The following is a 20,616-nucleotide window of genomic DNA, read 5'->3' on the forward strand; positions in this document are numbered from 1 at the left end:
TCGGAAAGTGATCGGCCCGGTTACTACCTCAGGGCGTAGCGATACGGTAGGCAGGCATCGCCGCGAGCCGGTGTGGGTTCCAGTCGATCTCAATTCCGTGCTCAATGTCGGCTCTCTCAATCTTGCCGAGCATAGTCGCGTCCGGACTGCGACCAGGTGCGCCCTGGTGCGATTCAGAACGGCCCCATCACAGCAGGGGTCGCGCGGGCCACTTGCAGCCCCGGCCACAGCCCGCCGTCGCGCGCGACCCGGTCCTGTCTCGTTCCCGAGAACGGGTCGATGAGGACGGACAGTATGAGCACTTCATTGCAGTCGTTCCAGCCACGTCGAGCAGTCGCCCCGACCCCAGCGATCTATGTGCCTCATCCTCAACATTATAGTGCCCCACCGAACATGGCGAAGAGGACTGGTCGACCGGCCGAGTGCACGGACGCTGTGGCCCTCGAGGTTCCGGTAGCCAAGCCAGCTACACCGACAATTGACTCCCCAACCGCCGCAACTCCGAGAACACCTTGATCGTCGTCGACGTAGCCGTAGCAATCGGCCGTAGATCCGGACCCGCCTCGACCTTCGACACCATCACCACGTTGTCGACGTACGGCTGGATCGTGCTGGTGTTCTGCACGGTCGCGACGATGATCAGCTGGAACCCGAACTTGCGGAACGCCGAGAGCGCCTGCTGGGCAAACTGCGGGTCGGACTTGGAGAACGCCTCGTCGAGCATCAGCTGCGCGAAGATCGGCCGGTTGTCGTTGCCGTGCGGGCTGGCCAGGTTGAAGCTCAGCGCGCCGGCGAGACAGAAGGCCATCAGTTTCTCCTGCTCGCCACCGGAGTTGTCGCCGGCGTTGGAGTAGGTGCGAATGGTCTCGCCGGACTCGGCGTCGTGCTCCTCGCAGTAGAAGTCGAAGCGGTTACGCACGTCGAGGGCGTCGCGCGTCCACTGGCGGTCCTCCGGGGTGTGACCGGCGAGACGTTCGCGCAGCAGCAGGATGTCGGAGTACTGCTCGAGGATGGCCTGCTCGTCGCCGAAGCTGACCGCCGTTGCGCGGTTGGAGATTTGGCGAGCCTTCTCGGTGAGCTCCTCTACCGCGGCGAGTTTCTTGCGGCCCGGGACCAGCCGCAGCCGGGTGCCGCGGTTGAACGCCACCGCGCCGAGGCCGGTGTTGACGCGTTCGATCTGCTCGACGATGCGTCGTTCCTCGGCGTCGGCGGCCATGTGCAGACCGAGGATCGCGCCGGGGGCCTGTTCGGTGATGAGGCGACGCATCCGCTCGTACGCCGACGGCAGCTCGCGCTCGTCGATGCGACGGCAGACGGCGACGTAGTCGTGGATGCGTTCGTCGAAGTCGTCGCTGTCATTGGGGATGGCGTCGGGAAATTCGTCGTCGTAGGTGTCGAGAATCCTGGCCAGCTCGTCGCGGGAGCGTCGCGCGTCGGAGCGCATGCGGTCGCGCTCGCGGCCGGCGGCCTTGACGATCTCCTGGCGGTACGGCTCGGGGTTGAGCACGTCGAGGGTCGCCGACAGGTCCTCACGGAAGCCGTCGAGGGTCTTCTCCGCCTGTGCGGGAACGTCTTCGGGCTTCAGCCGGTCGATGAGGTCGAGCAGCTGGGTGCGGCGCTCGTCCTGGCGGGCGATCTTGTCCTTGACCAGCGCGGCCTGCGAGATCGCGTTGCGGACCTGCTCCCAGAGGTCTTCGGCCTTGCGCTGCAGGGCCTCGACGTCGGGGTGCTCCTCCATGAGGAGGTCATACTGGTCGGTGAGCTGGTCGACGCGATCATCGACAGAGTCGACGTCAATCTCGTTCCACTGCGTGAACTGCTCGCACACACGGCGATACGCGTCGCGGCGTCGTTCCTTCGCGGAACGTTCGCGGTCGAGCTCGGCGCAGTCCTCGCGGGCGTCGTCGAAAGCACGCTCCTCGTAGGCGAGTTCGTCGCGCAGCGCGGAGATCTTGGATTCGACGTCACCGACGAAGATGTACTGCGACCGGCGCAACTGCTGGCGGTCGTCCTTGACGGCAAGCTTCGCCGAATCCTTGCGCAGACCCTGATCGGTGACGGCCTTGGCGTACTGGGAGAACTCGCCCGGGTTGTCGACGCACATGTGGTTGCCGAGCTTCGCGAGCACTGTCATCGCCTCGGCGGCACACGGGTGGCCGGGGTCGACCGAACGCAGCTTGGACGCCAGGGTGCCCGGCTCGACGTCGGGCATCGGTCGGGTCTCGGCCTGGTGCAGCTGGATCCGGCCGCGCATGTCGTGCGAGTTGACGAAGCGCAGAGCGGAACGGAAGTGCTTGTCCGGCACGAGGAGCCGCAGACCGGCGTTGCGCAGGACCTTCTCGACGGCCAGGCGCCAGCGTTCTTCGTCGGGGTCGAGTTCGACGAGCTCGGCGACGTACTTCAGCTCGGACTCGTCGATCTGCAGCGCGTGCGCGATGACGCGGCGCATCTCGTGTTCGGTGCGCGGTAATGCGGAACCGGCCTGTTCGACGCGGCCGAGCTCTTCCTGCGCGGTGTCCCGGCGGCTGCGGGCGGCGACCTCGCGTGCCAGCGCCTCGGCGTAGTGGGCGCGGCCGGCTTCGAGCTGGCCATCGATCTTGGTGGCCTCTTCGATGAGCTCCTCGCGCAGCGACCAGAAGCCTTCGGCGTTGGTCGGCGGGCTGAAGCCGAGGGCGGAGACCTTGTCCTCGTACGCGTTTCGGCGTGCGGTGACCTCGGTGCTGAGTTTCTGCGCACCGCCGAGCTGTTCGCGCAGCGGAGCGAGGTCGCCGGTAGAGGTGGCGATACGCGCCAGCAGCAGGCTGTGGTCCTGGCGCAGCTGGTCGTGCTGGGTGGTCAGCGCGGCGAGATCACTGTCGAGGCGCGTGATCTGGTCGTCGAGGTCGGCGACCTCGGGCTGAGCGTTGCGGATCCGCAAATTGTTGACGTAGCTGCGGATGGTGGTGCTGTCGATGGTGTCGAGGACGCTGAACGTGGCCGACTCAGTGGCGTACCGCTCGTGAACCTCCTCGATGTTGCCGAGGATGGTGCGCTTGCGGCGCGCGACGTCGAGCAGCTCACGGGCCTCGACGAGCGGGTCGATCTGCTCGAGGGCGTCGGAGATGCCGACGATGGAAGTCGGGGCGTCGAGCATGAACTCCCGCACGAACTGCGCGAGACCGCCGACACTTTTAAGCGACTTGGCTTTTCCGAGGAGCTGCTGCGCGGCGTCGGAACCGCGGATGCCGATGAGCGAGTACAGCGTCGAGAGGTACTTGCCCTCGCCGGGTCCGCCGCGCCAGCCGCGGTCGCGGAACTTGGCCGAGTTGTAGTTGGAGGCGGCCCACTCGTTGCAGGCGTCGACGATGTCGGCGTCGCCGTCGTAGATGAAGTACGAGCTGTGCGCGTCGGTCATCTTGCCCGCGGCCAGCCACTTGAGTACCAGACCGGTGATGGCGGTACCCGAGGTGGAGGTGTAGGTGACCGCGATGGCCGCCCACGCCGGGCCGGTGCCGCGCAGGTACATGATCTCGCGGTGCGCGTTGGTGCCGTCGCGTCGCTCACCCCACGCGCCGCGCACATACTTGCCGACGGTGCGCTTACCGCTCGACGAGCCGGCGGCGGTGGCGTCGCCCGAGGCGTTGAAGTTGCGGCGATGGTCGGGCAGGAACGCCAGCGAGATGGCGTCGAGCAACGACGACTTACCCGAACCCGACGACCCGGTGATCAGAGAACCGTTGGAGCTGAACGGGATCGAGTGATACCCGTCGAACACGCCCCAGTTGATCAGCTGCAACCGGGACAGGTGGTACTGGTCGACGCTCACCAGTCGTCTCCTTCGTCGTCGCCGAAGCCGTCCTCGGTGTCGTCGGGCCGGGTGGGTTCGTCGGCCGCGATCTCCGGTGGCTCCTCCCCCGTGTCCCCGGCGCCGATGAACTGCTCGAACTGTCGCTGCAGATCGGTGATCACCGACGCCGTCATGACCGCGGAGATCACCGGGCTGACGGTGAAGGTGTCGGCGTCGTCGCGCTGCTTGCGCAGGAACTCGAGCTCTTCCATCTTGTCGATGGCCCGCTCGATGCGCTTGTCGAAGAGCGCGAGGTCGCGGTCGATGGTGTTGGTGACGCCGGCGAAAAGCTCGTGGATCTCCTCGCGGGTGATTAGCGCATCCTCGTCGCGGGCGGCGCGGATGTACTTGGCCAGATGCAGCGCCAGGATCGCGTCGTAGGTGTGGACGGTCTCGCGCTTGAGAATGCGGCGGCCCCACCGGGAGTCGTAGCCGGCCTGCTCGACGAAGGCGACCTGCAGTTCGTCGACGAGGCGCAGGCGAAGGTCGAGTTCGGACAGGCGGATCCGCAGCACGTCCTGGTACTCCGACACCCACGACCACAGCTGCGGCTGCCGGTCACCGCTGACGTAACGGCGGGCCAGCAGGTTCTGCAGCGCCCAGCAGGCACGGTCGGGCATCTCGCTGACGTCGCCGTCGAAGCGGGGCGCGCTGGGAGCGTGCGAGGTGGTGCGGTTGGCGACGGTGGGGAGATCGTCGAAGCCGGCGAACTCGTCGGGGAGGTCGGGGCCCTTCGTGGCTCGCTCCGCTCGCACCTCAGGGGGCGAGGATTGGGTCTCGTCGGAGGCGGCGTTGGTCTCATCGGTGGTGGTCATTCGGCGTCGACCTCCGCAGTCGGAATCGGTTCGGTGAAGGTCAGGTCGGGGACTTCGATCGCGTGGTCCTCCCCGAGGAGGGACCGGAAACGCACGGTGGTCATCGGCACCTTCTCCCCTGCCGCGGCCTGCTTTTGGGCCCAGGACCACAGCACGATGACGTGCGCGAGGTACGCCTCGTCGAGTCCTTCGATGACGTCGGTGAGCGCGACCGGTCCGGCGGCGACGGCGTTGTTGACGGTCTCGGTCAGTTCGACGGTGTCGACCTGGCCGGTCATCGACGCGAACGCGGCCAGATCGGCGTCGGCGCCACCGGCGGGCAGTGCCGGGGCGGGCGGGACGTGTTCGCGGATCTCGAAGGCGAGGCGGCCGATCGAGTTGAGGGTCGGTGCGGCCAGCGGCAGCTCGTAGCCGAGGCGACGGTCCGCGAGCGAGGTCTTGAGCAGGTCGTTGGCGGTGGCGAGGGCGTCGTTGAGCTGCCGGGCCAGGCCGCGGCTCTGCTCGAGGGTGCCCGACGCGACGAAGCGTCGGATACGACGGGCGCAGCGCTGGCGGGTGCGGCCGACCTCGGCCATCTGCTGGGTGACCAGACCGAAGAAGTTGTCCATCACCGACCGCAGGCCGGCGTCCATCCCGGGGAAGTTCTCGATGATGGTGTCGATGTCGGCCTTGAGGCGGGCGCGACGCTCCGGGTCCTGGATCATCTGGCTGAACGCCTGGTACGACGCCGACTGTGACGACTGCAGCAGGGCCTCGTAGTCGTCGAAGAGTTGGCGCTGACGGTCGCGGTAGGCGAGGTCGGAGTCGCCCGGGTCGTCGAGCAGCGCGGTGGTGATGCGGTCGAGCATCGTGCCGTACTGGCCGATGTCGGAGATGATCTGTTCCATCTGGTAGCCGATGGCGCGGGCGGAGTCCTCGGCGACGCGGAGGTCGACGGGTGGGCGGCGGCCGGCTTCGAGGTCGGCGAGCTCGGCGTCGAGGTCGGACATCTGCGCCTCGAGCTCGAGGCGGATGGTCTCGGGGTCGTTGCTGACCTGCCCGGCGACGCGGCGGAGTTCGGCGGCGATGCCGGTGATCGAGCCGCCGGTGGCGATGGAGTCCTCACGGCGCTGGCGGCGCATGAAGTCCAGGACCGAGCGGGCCTCGCTGGTCAGGTGGCAGAGGTTGGGGGCGTCGGGGTCGGTGGTGTCGGTGACGCGGTGCAACCAGCCCTGACGGGCCCACAGTTTCACCAGTTCGAGGCCAGTGGGCTGATCCTCGGTGAGGTCGAGTTCGGCGAGGTCGCGCTCGAGGCGCATCGTCAGCTCGACCTCCGACATCTTTGTGCCGTAGTCGAGGTGACGCTCCATCAACGTGACGTAGAGAGCCGAGTTGGTGGCTGCGAACAGCTTGACCGCCGCCGACTTCTGCAGGGAACGGTTCGCCTCCAGGGCGTCACCCAGCGTGACCTGCGCCGATTCCAACGGCACGGCGGGTCGCCCGACCTCGTGCTGAGCCGGGAAGGCAGAAATCTCCATCGCCGCCTCACGGGGTTCTCGGGGACTACGGGACCCGCGATAGTCTGCCACGTCCGCCCGCCGGGACCCCAGTCCGGTGGTCGTGCGTCCAGCCGCGGGTGACTCACCTCGCTACCCTGAGCGGCATGGTGATGGCTGATCGTCCCGAGGTCGAGACCGCGTCGGGACCCCTGACGGCGCTGACCGTCGTCGGACTGGCGTCGAGCATGCTCGGCGGACTCGCGCGCGTGCCGTTCAAGAAGCCGTGGTCGGGGCCGTCGGGGCTGCTCGACAACGTCGGCCAGGCCGTCACCCGGCAGTCGATCCGCGCGTTCATGGGCTACTCGATGGGGCTCCCGATCGAGGAGTTCCGGTCGATGGAGAAGATCCTCGACGACATCTGCCGCGTCGTCATGCCACCGTTCGTCGAGCTGACCGACGGCGTCGAACTCACCGACGACACCATTGGTGGCGTGCCCGGTCTGTGGTGTCGTGCGAAGGCGAGTTCCGACGCCTACGTCGACGAGGACGAGGACAAGCAGGAGATCGGTGCGACGATCTTGTATCTGCACGGCGGCGGGTACATCGGGACGTCGCCGATCATGTACTCGGCGTTCGCGTCGTCGCTGGTGCGGATCACCGGCTTCGAGGTGTTCATCGCCGACTACCGGATGGCACCCGAATTCCCCTTCCCCGCAGGTATTCTCGACGCCGCTGACGTGTACCAGGCGCTCCTCGGACGCGGCGTGACTCCGGACCACATCATCGTCGCCGGCGATTCCGGTGGCGGTGGGCTCGCGGCGTCACTGGTGGCGCATCTACACGAGCAGGGGCTGCCGAAACCCGGTGCGCTGGCGTTGTTCTCCCCCGAGATCGACCTGGACCTCGACCATCCGTCGATCACCGAGAACGCCCAGTACGACGTGCTGCCGTGGAACATCCCGGTGACGCCGTACCTGCACGGTGTGCAGCCCAACGACGCACGGGTGTCAGTGATCAATGCCGAACCGAATCCGGAATGGTTCCCGCCGACGTTCGTCTGCTGGGGCGCCGACGAGATGTTCCGGGACGGGATACGGGAATTCGCAGAACGGCTCGCGGACTCGGAGGTGCCCGTGCGCGCGATAGAGGAACCCGGGATGTTCCATGTGTTCCCCATCCTCATGCCGTGGGCCGAGGCGTCGAAGCGGGTCTTCCGGGCGATGCACGACCTGGCGAAGGGTCACGTCGCAAGCGATCCGGACGCGACGCCGACGCACTGACGCTCAGCCCAGGACGAACGCGAGCAGGAAACCGGCCGCAGTGGCCAGGCCGACCCACCAGCCACCCTCGCGGTAGGCCTCGGGCATCAGGCCGTTGGCGAGGACGCCGAGCGTCGCGCCGCCGGCGAAGGCCTGGACGATGCTGACCGCGGTCGGCGAGATGGCGTCGGAGACTGCGTAACCGCCGACGGTCACGCCGATGAGGATCGCCGCGGTGGCCACCCACATCACGAGCGCGTACCGCCGTGACATGTCGTGTTCGCGTCTCATCAACGACGCCCCGCTGACCGCCTCGGGGACGTTGCCGACGGCGATCGCCACCACCAGGACCAGCGACCCACCGGCAGTGAGAGATACACCCAACGCGGTGTTCTCCGGGACGCCGTCGAGGAAGACACCGAGCATGAGGGCCGGGCCGATAGCTCGTGAACCTAGCTTCGTCTCGACGACATGGTCGGCGACCACGTACACCGCGGTACCGAGGAACAGTGCGGCGCCGGCGAGGCCGATGCCCGCCTGCTTGAACGCCGGCAGGAACAGTTCGGTGGAGACCGCGGCGATCATCGTGCCCGCGCCGAACGCCATCAGGGTCGCCAGGACGCGTGCGGGGAGGTCCCAGCGGAGACCGATCGCGGCACCGATCGCGATCGGTATCGCGGTGATGAGCCCGTAGAGGATGGCGGTCAGCATGAGTCCAGCTTGCGCCTCGTCGTCCGCGGCGGTGGTGGTGACACGCGGGGGATGACCTCGAGGACCACACGCACCGGCCGACGGCGAGTGCTGTCGTTTAGGTGGACGACGTCACAGCGGGTTACGGAGCCGTGGAGGTCGGGTTCGTCCGGAATCCGTGAGAAACAGGTCACAGAATTGCCGATCCCTGGCTCGACCTGCGGAGACACAGACGATATGCTGACTTACGTCCGATGAACCGGTCAGACCCCCGACCCGACCGGTTCGTCGGACATTTTAGTTCCCGGACCATCCCGCTGTCCTGACGAGCGGTTGACGGTCCGCCAGCGCCCGAGCGTCGTGTTACGCAGACCGGCCATCCATTTATTCCAGCGGTAACCACCCGGTAATCGTCGAGGGGTGAACTGGTTCTCGTAGCGATCAGCTACTCGATGAGATCGAAATCTTCCGATCCACCGCTCTTGGGCAATGATGCCCGATCCGCATTCGTCTCACACGCCGAGCCGCCAGGCGCCGTCGTCTCGCCATCCAGGAGTCCTTGTGCCCTCTTTCGACGAAACCATCACCGAGAACATCGCCGCGTCGCTGGCGGAGATCCCGCATCCCTCACTTCCCAAGGGGTCCAACATCTACGGCGGCACCAAGATCTTCCCGGACTACCAGGCCGAGGACGGCGAAACGTACTTCACCCTGGTGCACGGCATCGCGCATGAGTCGTCGGTGTCGTTCGTCGCGGTGCTGCAGGCGACCCGCGCCCTGCGCAAGGGCTTCGAATCGGCGATGTACTTCTACGGTCCCGGTGCCATCAATTGCCTTGCCACGCGGGGTTTTCCGACGACAGGCGACTCCGGTTTCCCCGGTGAGCAGAACATCAACAACGCGCTCGAGACCTTCATCTCCGAGGGTGGCACCGTGTTCTGCTGCCGCTTCGGTCTCGCGCTGCATGGCGGCCGCGAGGAAGACCTGATCGAGGGCGTCATCCCGGCGCACCCGCTCGACGTCCAGGACGCGATCATCCACTACGCCCGCAAGGGCGCGATCATCAACTCGACCTACATGGTCTGAGTCGCAACACTTTCCGCATCACCGACCCTGGGACATCCTATGACCACCATCGGATCCGTCGCGGCGAACTTCACCCGCGATCTCGAACAGAACTACGCGACAATCGAACAGTACGTCGTCGAGGCGCGGGCCCGCGGCGTCGACTTCCTGGTCTTCCCGGAGGCAGCGATCGGCGGATACCTGTCGTCGCTGGGCAACCACGGCGACACCCGTAAGAACAGTGCACGGTCGCTGCCACCGGCGATCTCCCTCGATGGACCCGAAATCGCGCGGGTGCAGTCCATCGTCGGAGATCTGGTGGTGGCGATCGGGTTCTGCGAACTCGGCGAGGACGGCGAGACCCGCTACAACGCGGCCGCCGTTCTCGACGGCCACCGGATCTACGGCAGTTACCGGAAGGTCCACCAGCCGCTCGGCGAGAACATGTCGTATTCGTCGGGCGAGGGATACGGCGTCTTCGACACCCCGATCGGACGTGTCGGACTCCAAATCTGTTACGACAAGGCGTTTCCCGAGGCCGCCCGCATCATGGCTCTCAAGGGTGCCGAGATCATCGCCAGCCTGTCGGCCTGGCCGGCCGCACGCACCGCCACCGCCGAGAACCTCCAAGAGGACCGGTGGACCTACCGGTTCAACCTCTTCGACGCCGCTCGCGCCCTGGAGAACCAGGTGTTCTGGGTGGCGTCGAACCAGAGCGGGACGTTCGGGTCGTTGCGGTATGTGGGCAACGCGAAGATCGTCGACCCGGGCGGCAACATCCTCGACACCACGCTTCTCGGCAGCGGTCTCGCGGTCGCCGAGGTGGACATCTGCGAGAGCTTCACCGCGATGCGCGCCGGGATGTTCCACCTGCGGGACCGGCGACCAGAGAAGTACGGGCTGCTCACCGAACCGGAAAATGCCGACGACCTCGCCTGGCGGGACCTCGCTCATGCCTGAGATGACCGTCCAGGTGCGGTGGCCCGACGGGCTGTTCCGCCAGTACTACTCCCCCAGCCTCGTCCTGCACGATCATCTCGCGCCGGGGGCGTACAGCGTCGAGGACTTCCGATCGCGAGCGACCACCGCGCTCGAGGAAGCCAGCTCACGAGTGCGGGCCAAGTACGGGTTCGCTTGTACCTCGGCGGCGGCGTCCGCCGAGGCGATCGTCAGCGACGCTGCACGACATTCGGATTCCGCGCAGGTCGAGGTCGTGTCGATGTACCCGCCACTGCCCGCGTCCACGGATTCGACGCCGGTCGTCGCTTCGCTCCATCCCGGCTCAACCAGCGGAGAGAAGGACTCATGAGCGCAATCAAATCCCCGACACACATACCGGTCGTCGTCATCGGTGGCGGACAGGCCGGACTCTCGGTCAGCTGGTATCTCGGGCAGGCCGGCGTCGAACATGTCGTCGTAGAAGCCGAGACCGCAGTTCATGCCTGGGCCGACAAGCGTTGGGACAACTTCACTCTGGTGACCCCCAACTGGCACTGCCGATTACCTGGATACGCCTACGACGGCCCCGATCCGGACGGGTTCATGACGCGTGACGAGGTCGTGGAGTGGCTGCACGGGTGGTTGCAGAGCTTCGACGCACCGCTCGTCGAACACACACGGGTGACCCGCCTGCAGCGGTTGAACGCCGACCGGTTCGAGGTGACCCTCGACGGTCCGGACGGCGTCCGCACGGTGACGTGCGACCAGGCGATCATCGCGACCGGCGGGTATCCGCTGCCGGTGATCCCGGCGTTCGCGTCGGCGCTCGATCCGGCGGTGCATCAGATCCACTCGGAGCAGTACTTCAATCCGGAGCAGCTGCCCGAGGGTGGGGTGCTCGTCGTCGGATCGGGACAGTCGGGGACGCAGATCGCCGAGGATCTGCATCTCGCCGGGCGGCAGGTACATCTAGCGGTCGGCAATGCACCGCGGGTGGCGCGGTTCTACCGGGGCCGGGATTGCATGACGTGGTTGTCGGACATGGGGCTGTACGACACTCCGACGCAGGAGTATCCGGGTGGTCGTGCCGCGCAGGAAAAGACCAATCACTACGTCACCGGCCGCGATGGTGGCCGGGACATCGACCTACGACGCTTCGCCCTCGAGGGCATGCGGCTCTACGGCATGCTCACCGACGGCAAGGACTCGACGCTACGGTTCGCGCCGACGCTCACCGACGCCCTGGACAAGGCAGACGCGACCTACAACTCTATCTGCGGCGACATCGACCGGCACATCGAGTCGCTGGGAATCGAAGCACCGGAACCCTCTCGGTACGAGCCGGTCTGGGCTCCGGACGTCGACCCTGCGGAACTGGACCTCGCCGCCGCCGGCGTCACGTCGATCATCTGGGCCATCGGGTATCGACCCGACTACCGGTGGATCGAGGCCAGCGCCTTCGACGGCGGTGGACGACCGATGCAGACGCGCGGCATCACCGAGGTGCCCGGACTGAGCTTCGTCGGGCTGCCGTGGATGCACACCTGGGGATCCGGACGGTTCCTCGGGATCGACCGGGATGCACGGTACGTGGCGGAGCACATCGTGGGTGCTCTGGATCAGGGCCGACCGCGGCTGGCGGCGGCGCAGTAGGTGCGTGATTGAGGTGGGGTGGTCGGGTTTTGGAGTGGCGGTCGCCGGCCCTTCGTGGCTCGTCGCTGGCGCTCCTCGCACCTCAGGGAGCAGGAACGGCTCGTCGCTGGCGCTCCTCGCACCTCAGGGAGCAGGGGCAGCTCGGAGCGCGGGTCGCCAGCCCTTCGTGGCTCGTCGCTTGCGCTCCTCGCACCTCAGGGAGCAGGGGCAGGGGCAGGGGCAGGGGCAGGGGCAGCGCAGTGATATCAGAGACCATTACGGCAACACAAATCAGGAGTACCCATGACGGTATCCACACGAGTTGACCTGGCACTGCTCGGGATTCGGGGCGAGCCGCCGGTACAGCGGACCGGTGGCGCCGGCCCGAGCGACGATGGCCACCTGATGGTCGACGGCCTGCATGCCGCGATTCCGCGGAACCCGCAGAGTCCGTTCGTCTTCGACGGCGGTCGCGTCCTGTACGACGGGGTGGACGTCGGGATCGAGGTCGAGACGATCGGACGTCCCCGGTTCTACGACCTGCAGACCGCCGACGGCGTCAGCTACGAGAAGATCGCACGGTTGCACGGACGCAACGTCCTGGCGACGACGGTGGTCCAGACGTGCATCCGGTACGACGAGTCGGAGCGATGCCGGTTCTGTTCCATCGAGGAGTCGCTGCGGTCGGGGTCGACGATCGCGGTGAAGAAGCCGGAGCAACTGGCCGAGGTCGCGCGTGCCGCAGTCGAACTCGACGGCATCACCCAGATGGTGATGACCACCGGCACCACCAATGGCCGCGACCGCGGGGCCCGGCACCTCGCGCGGTGTGTCCGCGCAATCAAGGCCGCGGTCCCCCACCTGCCGATCCAGGTCCAGTGCGAACCGCCCGCCGACCTCGCCGTCCTGACCGAACTACGCGAGGCCGGTGCCGACGCGATCGGCATCCACGTCGAATCCCTCGACGACAACGTGCGGCGGCGGTGGATGCCCGGCAAGTCATCGGTGTCGATGGACGAGTATCGCGCCGCCTGGGCCGAAGCCGTGCGCGTGTTCGGACGGAATCAGGTGTCGACGTATCTGCTCGTCGGACTCGGCGAGGACACCGACGAGATGATCGCCGGTGCCAAGGAACTCGCCGACATGGGTGTCTACCCGTTCATCGTGCCGTTCCGTCCTCATGCGGGGACGCTCGCGGTTGACGTCGACAATGCGTCGGCACCGGACCCGGCGATCGTGGAGAAGATCAGCCGCGAAGTCGCCAGCCATCTCACCCTGATCGGCATGACCGGCGCCGACCAGCGGGCCGGATGCGCGGCCTGCGGAGCATGCAGCATTCTGCCGACGGTGGGTGGCTGAGATGGTGGAGTCCTTTCGATACGCCCCTCCGCAAGCTCCGGGGCTACTCAAGGAACAGAAGCCGCACACCGCACCGCAAGCTCCGGGGCTACTCAAGGAACAGAAACCGCACACCACACCGCAGGCTCCGGGGCTACTCACGGAGCAGCGGCCGGTTGAGCTGTCGATCCTTGCCGGTCGCCGTCGTGTCGTCGCGCGGCCGGACTTCCTGATCACGGTCGCCGACACCGCCTCCGAACACGCGACTTACCGGGCGATGCGCCACCACGAATTCGTCGAGCAACAGGAGCTTTTCGACCGTACCGATCTCGATGACACGGACGACGATCCGCGCACGGTGGTCCTCGTCGCGACGTTGCCGGACGGCACGATTGCCGGCGGTGTGCGGGTGGCGCCCGTGCGCTGGGACGGATCGTCGGACACCGAGGACATCGGCTGGTGGTTCGGTAGCCGGCTCGTGGTCGCCGATCCCGGGCACGCGGCCGGTATCGGTCCAGCGCTCGTGCGCGCCGCGTGTGCGCACATCGAACAGCAGGGCGCGTTACGTTTCGACGCGACGGTGCAGGACCGCTACGCGAAGATGTTCCGGCGGCTCGGCTGGGATGACTGCGGGGCCGGTCCGGTGATCGCGGGTCAGGCGCACCGGGAGATGCGGTGGCCCATCCATAGGATCCAGCGGACCGTCGACGGCACCAAAGCAGTCCTCGCGGAGGCACTTGCACCGTTTGCCGACCAGGATGGCGGCCTCGGGGCAGCCGGATTCCGCGGTGACGACGGCGTGCCGCTACCCGGCACCGATGTGATCGCGGCGTGCGATGCCATCATCCCGTCGATGATCGAACGTGATCCGGAATGGGCCGGGTGGTGTTCGGTGCTCGTCAACATCAACGACCTGTCCGCGATGGGTGCGAGACCGATCGGGCTGCTCGACGCGGTCGGCGCCCCCACGACCTCGCATCTGACCCGCATCATCCGCGGGATCTCCGCAGCCGCACGAGCCTGGCAGACACCGGTTCTCGGCGGTCACACTCAGGTCGGCGTGCCGTCGGCGCTGTCGGTGACAGCGTTGGGGACCACGGGCAGTCCGCTGCGGGCCGGTGGCGGCGCGGTCGGCGACACCGTGACGCTACACGCAGACCTCGGCGGGTCGTGGCGACCGGGCTATCACGACCGGCAATGGGACTCCACGAGCTCACGCAGCAGCGACGAATTGTGTGCGATGGCAGGTCATCTCGCGAAGGTCGGACCGGCGTCGGCGAAGGATGTGAGCATGGCGGGGATCGCCGGGACCCTGGGCATGCTCGCCGAGGCGTCGGGCACCGGCGCCGAACTCGACGTGACCGCCGTGCCGCGCCCGGACGACGCGTCGATGGGTGCGTGGCTGACGTGCTTCCCCGGGTACGCGATGCTCAGTACGGACCGGCCGGGTCGTCGTGCCGATGTGCCTGCGCCGGACGCTCTCACGGTCGCGGACTGTGGGCGTCTCACCTCGGAACCCGGTGTGCGACTGCGGTGGCCCGACGGTGCGGTGACCGTCGTGGTGGCCTCCACGGTCACCGGGCTGGGGGCCGCGTGATCGGACCCCGGCTTCACGCTTCTCGTCAGTTCCCGGCCGGTACTGTTCGACCATGAGCACTGTCACCCTCGGTGCTCTCGCCGCGCACTTCGGCCGCGACGTGGAGCGCGGCGTGTCCAAGGCCGTCGGCATCGTCGAGGCGGCCGCGCGAGATGGCGTCGACCTGCTCGTTTTTCCGGACGCGACGCTCGGCGGCTATCTGGGCGATCTGCAGAACCCCGACCCCGACGAGCTGCCGCCAGCCCTGGATCCGAACGGTCCCGAGCTGGCTGCGCTGATCGCCGCCGCGGGCGACACGACGGTCTGCATCGGTTACACCGAGGCCGATGGCGACAAGCGTTTCAACACCGCGGTCTGCATTTCCGGGGACGGGATTCTCGGGACGCACCGCAAGGTCCACCAGCCCGCGGGTGAGTCGCTGGCCTACGCGGCCGGTGACGAGTTCCGGTCCTTTGACACCCCGGTCGGCCGGATCGGCATGCTTATCGACTACGACAAGACGTTCCCGGAGTCGGCCCGGACCCTCGCCCTCGACGGTGCGCGGATCATCGCTGCACCGTCGGCGTGGCCGGCAAGCGTGACCGATCGTGCCGCCCGGCTCCCCGCCGATCGGCAGTCGCGGCTCTTCGACCTGTACGACTGCGCCCGCGCGGCCGAGAATCAGGTGTTCGTCGTGTCGTCGAACCAGACCGGCGTGATGGGATCGCTGCGGTTCCTCGGGCAGGCCAAGGTCGTCGGACCGGGCGGCGACATCCTGGCCACCACGCGGTCAAAGGGTGGGCTGGCCAGCGTGACGGTCGACGTCGACGCGGAGATCGACCGCGCCCGCCGCGTGCTGAGCCATCTCGCCGAACTGCGACCCGACTCCTATCGAAGCGCGAGCCCTCAGCCCGGGACCGCTGCGGACCTATCATGACCGGTGTGGACTCCCCCTCACCGCGCGTCGCGCTGCTGACCTACTCGACGAAGCCGCGTGGCGGCGTGGTCCACACGCTGAACCTCGCCGAGGCGATGGCGCGACTCGGCGTCGACGTGACGGTCTGGTCGCTGGCGCGTGGCGGTGACGACGGGTTCTTCCGCGAGGTCGACCCGGCGGTGACGCTGCGGCTCGTGCCGTTCTCCGATCGCGAGAACGAGACGATCACCGACCGCATCGTGCGATCCATCGAGACCCTGCGCGACGCCTTCGACCCAAGCGCCTATGACATCGTCCATGCCCAGGACTGCATCAGCGCCAACGCCGTCGGCACGTGCATTCGCACGATCCACCACCTGGACCAGTTCACGACGCCGATCCTCGTCGAATGCCACGAGAAGGCCGTCGTGAATCCGTATGCGCGAATCTGTGTGTCGCGGGCGGTCGCCGACGAGGTGCATCAGGGCTGGGGGTTCGAACCTGACGTGATCCCGAATGGTGTTGCGTATCAACGGTTCGCCGACGCCGCGTCGGATATGCCGGAAGCTGTCGAGGCGCGTGATCGGTGGACCGGCAAGCTCGGCGAGTACGTGCTGGCCGTCGGCGGGATCGAACCTCGGAAGGGCAGCATCGACCTGCTGAATGCGTACGCCCTGCTGCGGGAGCGGCATCCGGAGTTGTCGCTGGTCTTCGCGGGCGGGGAGACGCTGTTCGACTATCGGGACTACCGCGCCGAGTTCGACCGTCGCCGTGCCGAACTCGACGTCGAGCCGATCGTGCTCGGCAACGTGCCGGACGACGAGCTGCCGTCGCTGGTCGCGGCCAGTCGGGTGTTCGCGTTCGCGTCGGTGAAGGAAGGGTTCGGGCTGGCCGCGATGGAGGCGCTGTCCGCGGGTCGACCGGTCGTGACGCGCGAGTTGCCCATCCTCCGTGAGGTGTTCGGCGACACAGTCGCCTACGCGTCGACGGTCCCCGAACTCGCCGAAGCGCTGGCGGACGCGCTCACGCCGGACCCGGCGCGCGTCGAGGCCGGCCGGTCGCTGGCGGCGTCGTTGACATGGGAGGACGCCGCACGTCGTCACCTCGAGTTCTATGCCCGTCACCCGATGCCGCGCGACCCGTTGCCTACACACGTCGACACGTCGAGATGAGCGAACACCCGCGCGCCGCCGAACGCGCCGGAATCCTTGCGGTGACGCTCACGGCGTTTCTGTGGGGCACGTCGGGAACCGCCGCTGCGCTGGCGCCGGTACTCAGTGCGGTGACGATCGGTGCTATCGCGATGTCCGGCGGCGGGTTGCTGCAGGGTGCGATCAACGCGCGGGCGGTGCGCGCCGCGTGGCCGTCGTTGATGAAGCGATGGCCGACGGCGCTGGCCGGCGGGGTGTGCGTGATGGTCTACCCGCTGTGCTTCTACGGCTCGATGCGCATCGGCGGCGTTGCGCTGGGCACCGTGGTGTCGCTGGCGTCGGCGCCGCTGTTCTCGGCGGTCATCGAACGGGTCGCGGAGGGGCGGGCGTTGACGACGCGGTGGTGTGTCGCGTGTGCGTTGGGTATCGCCGGCAGTGTCGCGCTGGCGTTGTCGCGGAGCGAGTCGTCGCACGGGGACTCCGTCTCCGGCAGCACCGCGTCGGCCTGGGGTGTCGCGCTCGGTCTGGGAGCGGGGGCGACCTATGCGGGTTTCTCGTGGGCGATGCGACGCCTGATGAACCAGGGACTGCCCCGCGGCGCGTCGGCCGGTGGCGTCATGGGACTGGGCGGGGTGTTGTTGCTGCCCGTGGTCGCGGTGTGTGTGCCCTCGGTGATCGAGCATCCGGAAGGTCTGTACGTCCTCGCGTATCTGATCGTCGTGCCGCAGTTCCTCGGCTACGTGTTGTTCAGCCGCGGGCTGGGACGGATCGACAGTTCGACCGCCACCACCATCACCCTCATCGAACCGGCGGTCGCGACTGTTCTGGCGGTCGTCGTACTGTCCGAAACGATCACCGCGGTCGGATGGGTGGGCATCGGCGTGCTGGCGGTGGCGCTCGTCGTGTTGATGGCTCCCGCGCGGCGTCGGAGATCGGTTAGCGTCGAGCGGAGAAGTTCGCACAACGGCGCCCCTGCCGTGGATGAGGAGGACATGCATGAAGCAGTTCCGAGAGGCCGTCGAGGCACGTGACGCGCAGGCGATGCAGGATCTGCTCGCCGACGACGTCGTGTTCACCAGCCCGGTCGCGTTCAAGCCGTACCCGGGCAAGGCGATCACCTCGGCGATCCTGCGGGGCGTGCTGCGCGTGTTCACCGACTTCCGCTACGTGCGCGAGATCAACGACGAGGGCGGCCGGGACTCGGCGCTCATCTTCGAGGCCAACGTCAACGGCAAGGCCGTCACCGGATGCGACTTCATCCACGTCAACGACGACGGCAAGATCGACGACTTCATGGTGATGGTCCGGCCGCTCTCGGGCGCGCAGGCCCTCGCCGAGGCGATGGGCGCACAGTTCGATCAGATCGCAGCCGAAGCAGCTGCCGAGACCACGGACGGAGCCAACTGATGAAACTCGGTCTGCAACTGGGATATTGGGCCGCACAACCGCCGGCCGGTCACGCCGATCTCGTCACCGCGGCCGAACAGGCCAGCTTCGACTCGATCTTCACCGCCGAGGCCTGGGGATCCGACGCCTACACCCCACTGGCCTGGTACGGGTCGTCGACGAGCCGTGTGCGGCTGGGCACCTCGGTCCTGCAGCTGTCGGCACGCACCCCGACCGCCTGCGCGATGGCCGCACTGACCCTCGATCACCTGTCCGGCGGACGGCACATCGTGGGACTCGGTGTGTCCGGGCCGCAGGTCGTGGAAGGCTGGTATGGGCAGAAATTCGCCAAGCCGCTCGGGCGCACGCGCGAGTACATCGACATCATGCGTCAGGTGTGGGCGCGCGAGGCCCCGGTCACCAGCGCCGGACAGCACTATCCCCTGCCGTACAACGGCGACGGCGCGTCGGGACTCGGCAAGCCGCTCAAGCCGATCACCCATCCGCTGCGGTCCGACATCCCGATCATGCTCGGCGCCGAGGGACCCAAAAACGTCGCGCTCGCGGCCGAGATCGCCGACGGCTGGCTGCCACTGTTCTACACGCCGCGCATGGCCGACACCTACAACGCCTGGCTCGACGAGGGTTTCGCCAAGCCGGGTGCCCGACGCAGCCGCGAGGACTTCGAGATCATCGCGACCGCTCAGATCGTCATCACCGACGATCGCGCCGCGACCTACGCCGCCATCAAGCCGTTCCTCGCGCTGTACATGGGCGGAATGGGCAGTGAGGACACCAACTTCCACGCCGAGGTGTACCGCCGCATGGGGTACTCCGACGTCGTCGACGAGGTGACCAAGCTGTTCCGCTCGGACCGTAAAGAGGAAGCGGCGCAGATCATTCCCGACGCTGTCGTCGAGGATTCGGCGATCGTCGGCGACCTCGACTACGTGCGCGAACAGATCAAGGTCTGGGAGTCGTGCGGTGTCACCACGATGCTGGTCTCCCCGCGCACCATCGAGGAGATCGACCAGCTCGCCGGACTCATCAGCTGATGCTGACCCCCGCCCGGTTCACCATCATCGACGACATCGTGGCGTTCCCGACGCCCGTCGCGGACACGTTCGACTATCTCACCGATCCGAGCAATCGGCCTGCGTGGCAGTCGAGTCTGCGCCGAATCGACGACCTGCAGGTGATCGGTGACCGGGCGGGTGACGTCGGCACCAGCTGGACCGACGTCACCGTCGTACCCGGTATCAGTCCGCGGTTGGAGGTCACCGACTGTGAGCCGCACCGGTTGTGGCGGGAGGTGGGTGGGTGGCGGTCCGTCGACGCGGTGCTGACGTTGGGATTCGAGGAACGCTCCGGCGGCGGCACGGATGTCCACGCCGAGGGGACGCTGACCGTGCCGGCCATCGGCGTACCGGTGCTGGCGGTGAACCGATGGCCGGCGGCGCGGGCGATCCGCGCCGATCTGGCTCGGGCGGCCCGGATTCTGGGCGGTAGCGGCGCTCGGTGAACCGCGTTCGCTCGGGTAGCGTGACCAGGGTGAACATGAAGAATGCGACGCTCGCGCTCGGCGCGGCCCTCGTCCTCGCGGTGGCCGGCTGTAGCTCCGACTCCGATTCCGATTCCGGCACAACCGAAGCCACCGGTACCGCCGCGGCCGGCAGCACCGACACCGGTTCGGCACCGAACAGCTGCCCCACTGCCTCGGCCAAGGACGGCGCCAAGCCGCAGTGGACTCTGAAGGGCGCCACCGGCGAGATGGAGATGGTCGCCGCCACCGAGAACGAGGCGCCGAAGATCACCGTCCAGTCGCCGTTCAGCGTCGACCAGACTGTCGTCGAAACCCTCGTCGAGGGTGACGGACCCGTCGTCGCCGAGACCGCGTCGGTCACGGTCTGCTATGTCGGCGTCAACGGACGCAACGGCGAGGAGTTCGACAGCGCCTACCAGAGCGGCACCCCCGTCGACTTCCCGCTCAACGGCGTGATCCCCGGCTTCAGCAAGGCGATCGCCGGGCAGAAGGTCGGGTCGAAGGTGGGCGTCGCGATGACGTCGGCCGACGGTTACGCCCAGGGCCAGCCGAGCGCCGGCATCGAGCCGGGTGACACCCTCATCTTCGAGATCGGGATTCTCGCGGCTTCGTAGGGGTTGCACAACGAAACACGAAGGGCCGGTGACCGTTCGGTCACCAGCCCTTCGTGCCGAGTCAGGCACGAGGCGTTCACCGCATCCGATCTGCGGGTGCGGAATGCCCCGGTATACGGGGGGCGAGCCGCACAGCGGGCCGGGCGGGGTGAAATTTCGTCCATCTCAGCGGCTTCCGAGGGCAATGTGCCCTCGGAGGGTGCTCACAGGGACGAATTTTTCGCGTTGGGCCGGCGAACGTGGAGGACGAAAGGATATCCGATCCCTCAGGAGTGTCCGGAGCATGCGAACGGTGGTCTCGGTACGGCTCGTCGCTAACGCTCCACGCATATCGGGGAGCGGCCGTGGTGTCGACGCTCCTCACACCCCGGGGAGCAGAAGGGTGGCG

18 protein-coding genes are annotated in these 20,616 nt (G+C 67.4%); 14 read left to right on the plus strand and 4 right to left on the minus strand.

Going from position 1 to position 20,616, the window contains the following annotated elements; genetic code table 11:
- Positions 1–466: 466 nt before the first annotated feature.
- Genes M1L58_RS20065 through M1L58_RS20075 form a run of 3 tightly spaced genes read right to left on the minus strand, consistent with a single transcriptional unit; the run spans position 467 to position 6,158 of the window.
- Positions 467–3,805: an ATP-binding protein gene (locus M1L58_RS20065; protein WP_248660226.1), complete on the minus strand. Its 3,339-nt coding sequence runs from the start codon at positions 3,803–3,805 to the stop codon at positions 467–469.
- Positions 3,802–4,641 (minus strand): DUF4194 domain-containing protein, encoded by an 840-nt coding sequence (locus M1L58_RS20070; RefSeq protein WP_248660227.1) that lies wholly within the window; start codon positions 4,639–4,641, stop codon positions 3,802–3,804. The genes M1L58_RS20065 and M1L58_RS20070 overlap by 4 nt, the downstream gene beginning before the upstream one ends.
- On the minus strand, positions 4,638–6,158 hold the full coding sequence (locus tag M1L58_RS20075; RefSeq protein ID WP_248660228.1) for a DUF3375 domain-containing protein: 1,521 nt from the start codon (positions 6,156–6,158) through the stop codon (positions 4,638–4,640). Before M1L58_RS20075 ends, M1L58_RS20070 begins: the two co-directional genes overlap by 4 nt.
- A 125-nt stretch (positions 6,159–6,283) precedes the next feature.
- Between M1L58_RS20075 and M1L58_RS20080 the strand changes: the two genes are divergently transcribed.
- Positions 6,284–7,399, plus strand: a complete 1,116-nt coding sequence (locus tag M1L58_RS20080) for an alpha/beta hydrolase (RefSeq protein WP_248660229.1) — start codon at positions 6,284–6,286, stop codon at positions 7,397–7,399.
- Positions 7,400–7,402: 3 nt separating this feature from the next.
- Here the strand turns inward: M1L58_RS20080 and M1L58_RS20085 are convergent, their stop codons facing one another.
- The gene (locus M1L58_RS20085; protein WP_248660230.1) at positions 7,403–8,089 is read right to left on the minus strand and encodes a ZIP family metal transporter; all 687 of its coding nucleotides are present in this window, start codon (positions 8,087–8,089) and stop codon (positions 7,403–7,405) included.
- A gap of 540 nt (positions 8,090–8,629) precedes the next feature.
- Here M1L58_RS20085 and M1L58_RS20090 point away from each other — a divergent pair.
- The 13 genes from M1L58_RS20090 to M1L58_RS20150 all read left to right on the plus strand — a co-directional run bounded on the left by M1L58_RS20090 (position 8,630) and on the right by M1L58_RS20150 (position 20,228).
- Positions 8,630–9,154, plus strand: coding sequence for an MSMEG_0572/Sll0783 family nitrogen starvation response protein (locus tag M1L58_RS20090; protein ID WP_005195025.1), 525 nt, complete (start codon positions 8,630–8,632; stop codon positions 9,152–9,154).
- A gap of 39 nt (positions 9,155–9,193) precedes the next feature.
- Positions 9,194–10,093 (plus strand): carbon-nitrogen hydrolase family protein, encoded by a 900-nt coding sequence (locus M1L58_RS20095; RefSeq protein WP_248660231.1) that lies wholly within the window; start codon positions 9,194–9,196, stop codon positions 10,091–10,093.
- Positions 10,086–10,442: an MSMEG_0570 family nitrogen starvation response protein gene (locus tag M1L58_RS20100; protein WP_248660232.1), complete on the plus strand. Its 357-nt coding sequence runs from the start codon at positions 10,086–10,088 to the stop codon at positions 10,440–10,442. The genes M1L58_RS20095 and M1L58_RS20100 overlap by 8 nt, the downstream gene beginning before the upstream one ends.
- Positions 10,439–11,725 (plus strand): MSMEG_0569 family flavin-dependent oxidoreductase, encoded by a 1,287-nt coding sequence (locus tag M1L58_RS20105; protein WP_248660233.1) that lies wholly within the window; start codon positions 10,439–10,441, stop codon positions 11,723–11,725. The genes M1L58_RS20100 and M1L58_RS20105 overlap by 4 nt, the downstream gene beginning before the upstream one ends.
- Before the next feature lie 282 nt (positions 11,726–12,007).
- Positions 12,008–13,063 (plus strand): MSMEG_0568 family radical SAM protein, encoded by a 1,056-nt coding sequence (locus tag M1L58_RS20110; RefSeq protein WP_248660234.1) that lies wholly within the window; start codon positions 12,008–12,010, stop codon positions 13,061–13,063.
- A gap of 1 nt (position 13,064) precedes the next feature.
- On the plus strand, positions 13,065–14,639 hold the full coding sequence (locus M1L58_RS20115; protein ID WP_248660235.1) for an MSMEG_0567/sll0787 family protein: 1,575 nt from the start codon (positions 13,065–13,067) through the stop codon (positions 14,637–14,639).
- A gap of 52 nt (positions 14,640–14,691) precedes the next feature.
- Positions 14,692–15,555 (plus strand): carbon-nitrogen hydrolase family protein, encoded by an 864-nt coding sequence (locus M1L58_RS20120; protein WP_248660236.1) that lies wholly within the window; start codon positions 14,692–14,694, stop codon positions 15,553–15,555.
- Positions 15,552–16,706 (plus strand): MSMEG_0565 family glycosyltransferase, encoded by a 1,155-nt coding sequence (locus M1L58_RS20125; protein ID WP_248660237.1) that lies wholly within the window; start codon positions 15,552–15,554, stop codon positions 16,704–16,706. The genes M1L58_RS20120 and M1L58_RS20125 overlap by 4 nt, the downstream gene beginning before the upstream one ends.
- Positions 16,703–17,716: a DMT family transporter gene (locus tag M1L58_RS20130; RefSeq protein WP_248660238.1), complete on the plus strand. Its 1,014-nt coding sequence runs from the start codon at positions 16,703–16,705 to the stop codon at positions 17,714–17,716. Before M1L58_RS20125 ends, M1L58_RS20130 begins: the two co-directional genes overlap by 4 nt.
- A complete protein-coding gene (locus tag M1L58_RS20135; protein WP_248660239.1) occupies positions 17,682–18,092 on the plus strand; it encodes a nuclear transport factor 2 family protein in 411 nt (136 codons plus the stop codon). Before M1L58_RS20130 ends, M1L58_RS20135 begins: the two co-directional genes overlap by 35 nt.
- Positions 18,092–19,126: an LLM class F420-dependent oxidoreductase gene (locus M1L58_RS20140; protein WP_248660240.1), complete on the plus strand. Its 1,035-nt coding sequence runs from the start codon at positions 18,092–18,094 to the stop codon at positions 19,124–19,126. The genes M1L58_RS20135 and M1L58_RS20140 overlap by 1 nt, the downstream gene beginning before the upstream one ends.
- The gene (locus M1L58_RS20145; RefSeq protein ID WP_248660241.1) at positions 19,126–19,593 is read left to right on the plus strand and encodes an SRPBCC family protein; all 468 of its coding nucleotides are present in this window, start codon (positions 19,126–19,128) and stop codon (positions 19,591–19,593) included. Before M1L58_RS20140 ends, M1L58_RS20145 begins: the two co-directional genes overlap by 1 nt.
- A gap of 35 nt (positions 19,594–19,628) precedes the next feature.
- On the plus strand, positions 19,629–20,228 hold the full coding sequence (locus M1L58_RS20150) for an FKBP-type peptidyl-prolyl cis-trans isomerase (RefSeq protein ID WP_232715416.1): 600 nt from the start codon (positions 19,629–19,631) through the stop codon (positions 20,226–20,228).
- Positions 20,229–20,616 lie beyond the last annotated feature (388 nt).

It is taken from the genome of Gordonia sp. C13 (genome assembly GCF_023218005.1).
Lineage (GTDB): Bacteria > Actinomycetota > Actinomycetes > Mycobacteriales > Mycobacteriaceae > Gordonia > Gordonia namibiensis.

Coding starts and splice junctions, on each gene's coding strand:
- M1L58_RS20070 (WP_248660227.1), bottom strand. CDS start 4,641: ATGACCACCACCGATGAGACCAACGCCGCCTCCGACGAGACCCAATCC.
- M1L58_RS20075 (WP_248660228.1), bottom strand. CDS start 6,158: ATGGAGATTTCTGCCTTCCCGGCTCAGCACGAGGTCGGGCGACCCGCC.
- M1L58_RS20080 (WP_248660229.1), top strand. CDS start 6,284: ATGGTGATGGCTGATCGTCCCGAGGTCGAGACCGCGTCGGGACCCCTG.
- M1L58_RS20085 (WP_248660230.1), bottom strand. CDS start 8,089: ATGCTGACCGCCATCCTCTACGGGCTCATCACCGCGATACCGATCGCG.
- M1L58_RS20095 (WP_248660231.1), top strand. CDS start 9,194: ATGACCACCATCGGATCCGTCGCGGCGAACTTCACCCGCGATCTCGAA.
- M1L58_RS20100 (WP_248660232.1), top strand. CDS start 10,086: ATGCCTGAGATGACCGTCCAGGTGCGGTGGCCCGACGGGCTGTTCCGC.
- M1L58_RS20105 (WP_248660233.1), top strand. CDS start 10,439: ATGAGCGCAATCAAATCCCCGACACACATACCGGTCGTCGTCATCGGT.
- M1L58_RS20110 (WP_248660234.1), top strand. CDS start 12,008: ATGACGGTATCCACACGAGTTGACCTGGCACTGCTCGGGATTCGGGGC.
- M1L58_RS20115 (WP_248660235.1), top strand. CDS start 13,065: ATGGTGGAGTCCTTTCGATACGCCCCTCCGCAAGCTCCGGGGCTACTC.
- M1L58_RS20120 (WP_248660236.1), top strand. CDS start 14,692: ATGAGCACTGTCACCCTCGGTGCTCTCGCCGCGCACTTCGGCCGCGAC.
- M1L58_RS20125 (WP_248660237.1), top strand. CDS start 15,552: ATGACCGGTGTGGACTCCCCCTCACCGCGCGTCGCGCTGCTGACCTAC.
- M1L58_RS20130 (WP_248660238.1), top strand. CDS start 16,703: ATGAGCGAACACCCGCGCGCCGCCGAACGCGCCGGAATCCTTGCGGTG.
- M1L58_RS20135 (WP_248660239.1), top strand. CDS start 17,682: ATGAAGCAGTTCCGAGAGGCCGTCGAGGCACGTGACGCGCAGGCGATG.
- M1L58_RS20140 (WP_248660240.1), top strand. CDS start 18,092: ATGAAACTCGGTCTGCAACTGGGATATTGGGCCGCACAACCGCCGGCC.
- M1L58_RS20145 (WP_248660241.1), top strand. CDS start 19,126: ATGCTGACCCCCGCCCGGTTCACCATCATCGACGACATCGTGGCGTTC.
- M1L58_RS20150 (WP_232715416.1), top strand. CDS start 19,629: ATGAAGAATGCGACGCTCGCGCTCGGCGCGGCCCTCGTCCTCGCGGTG.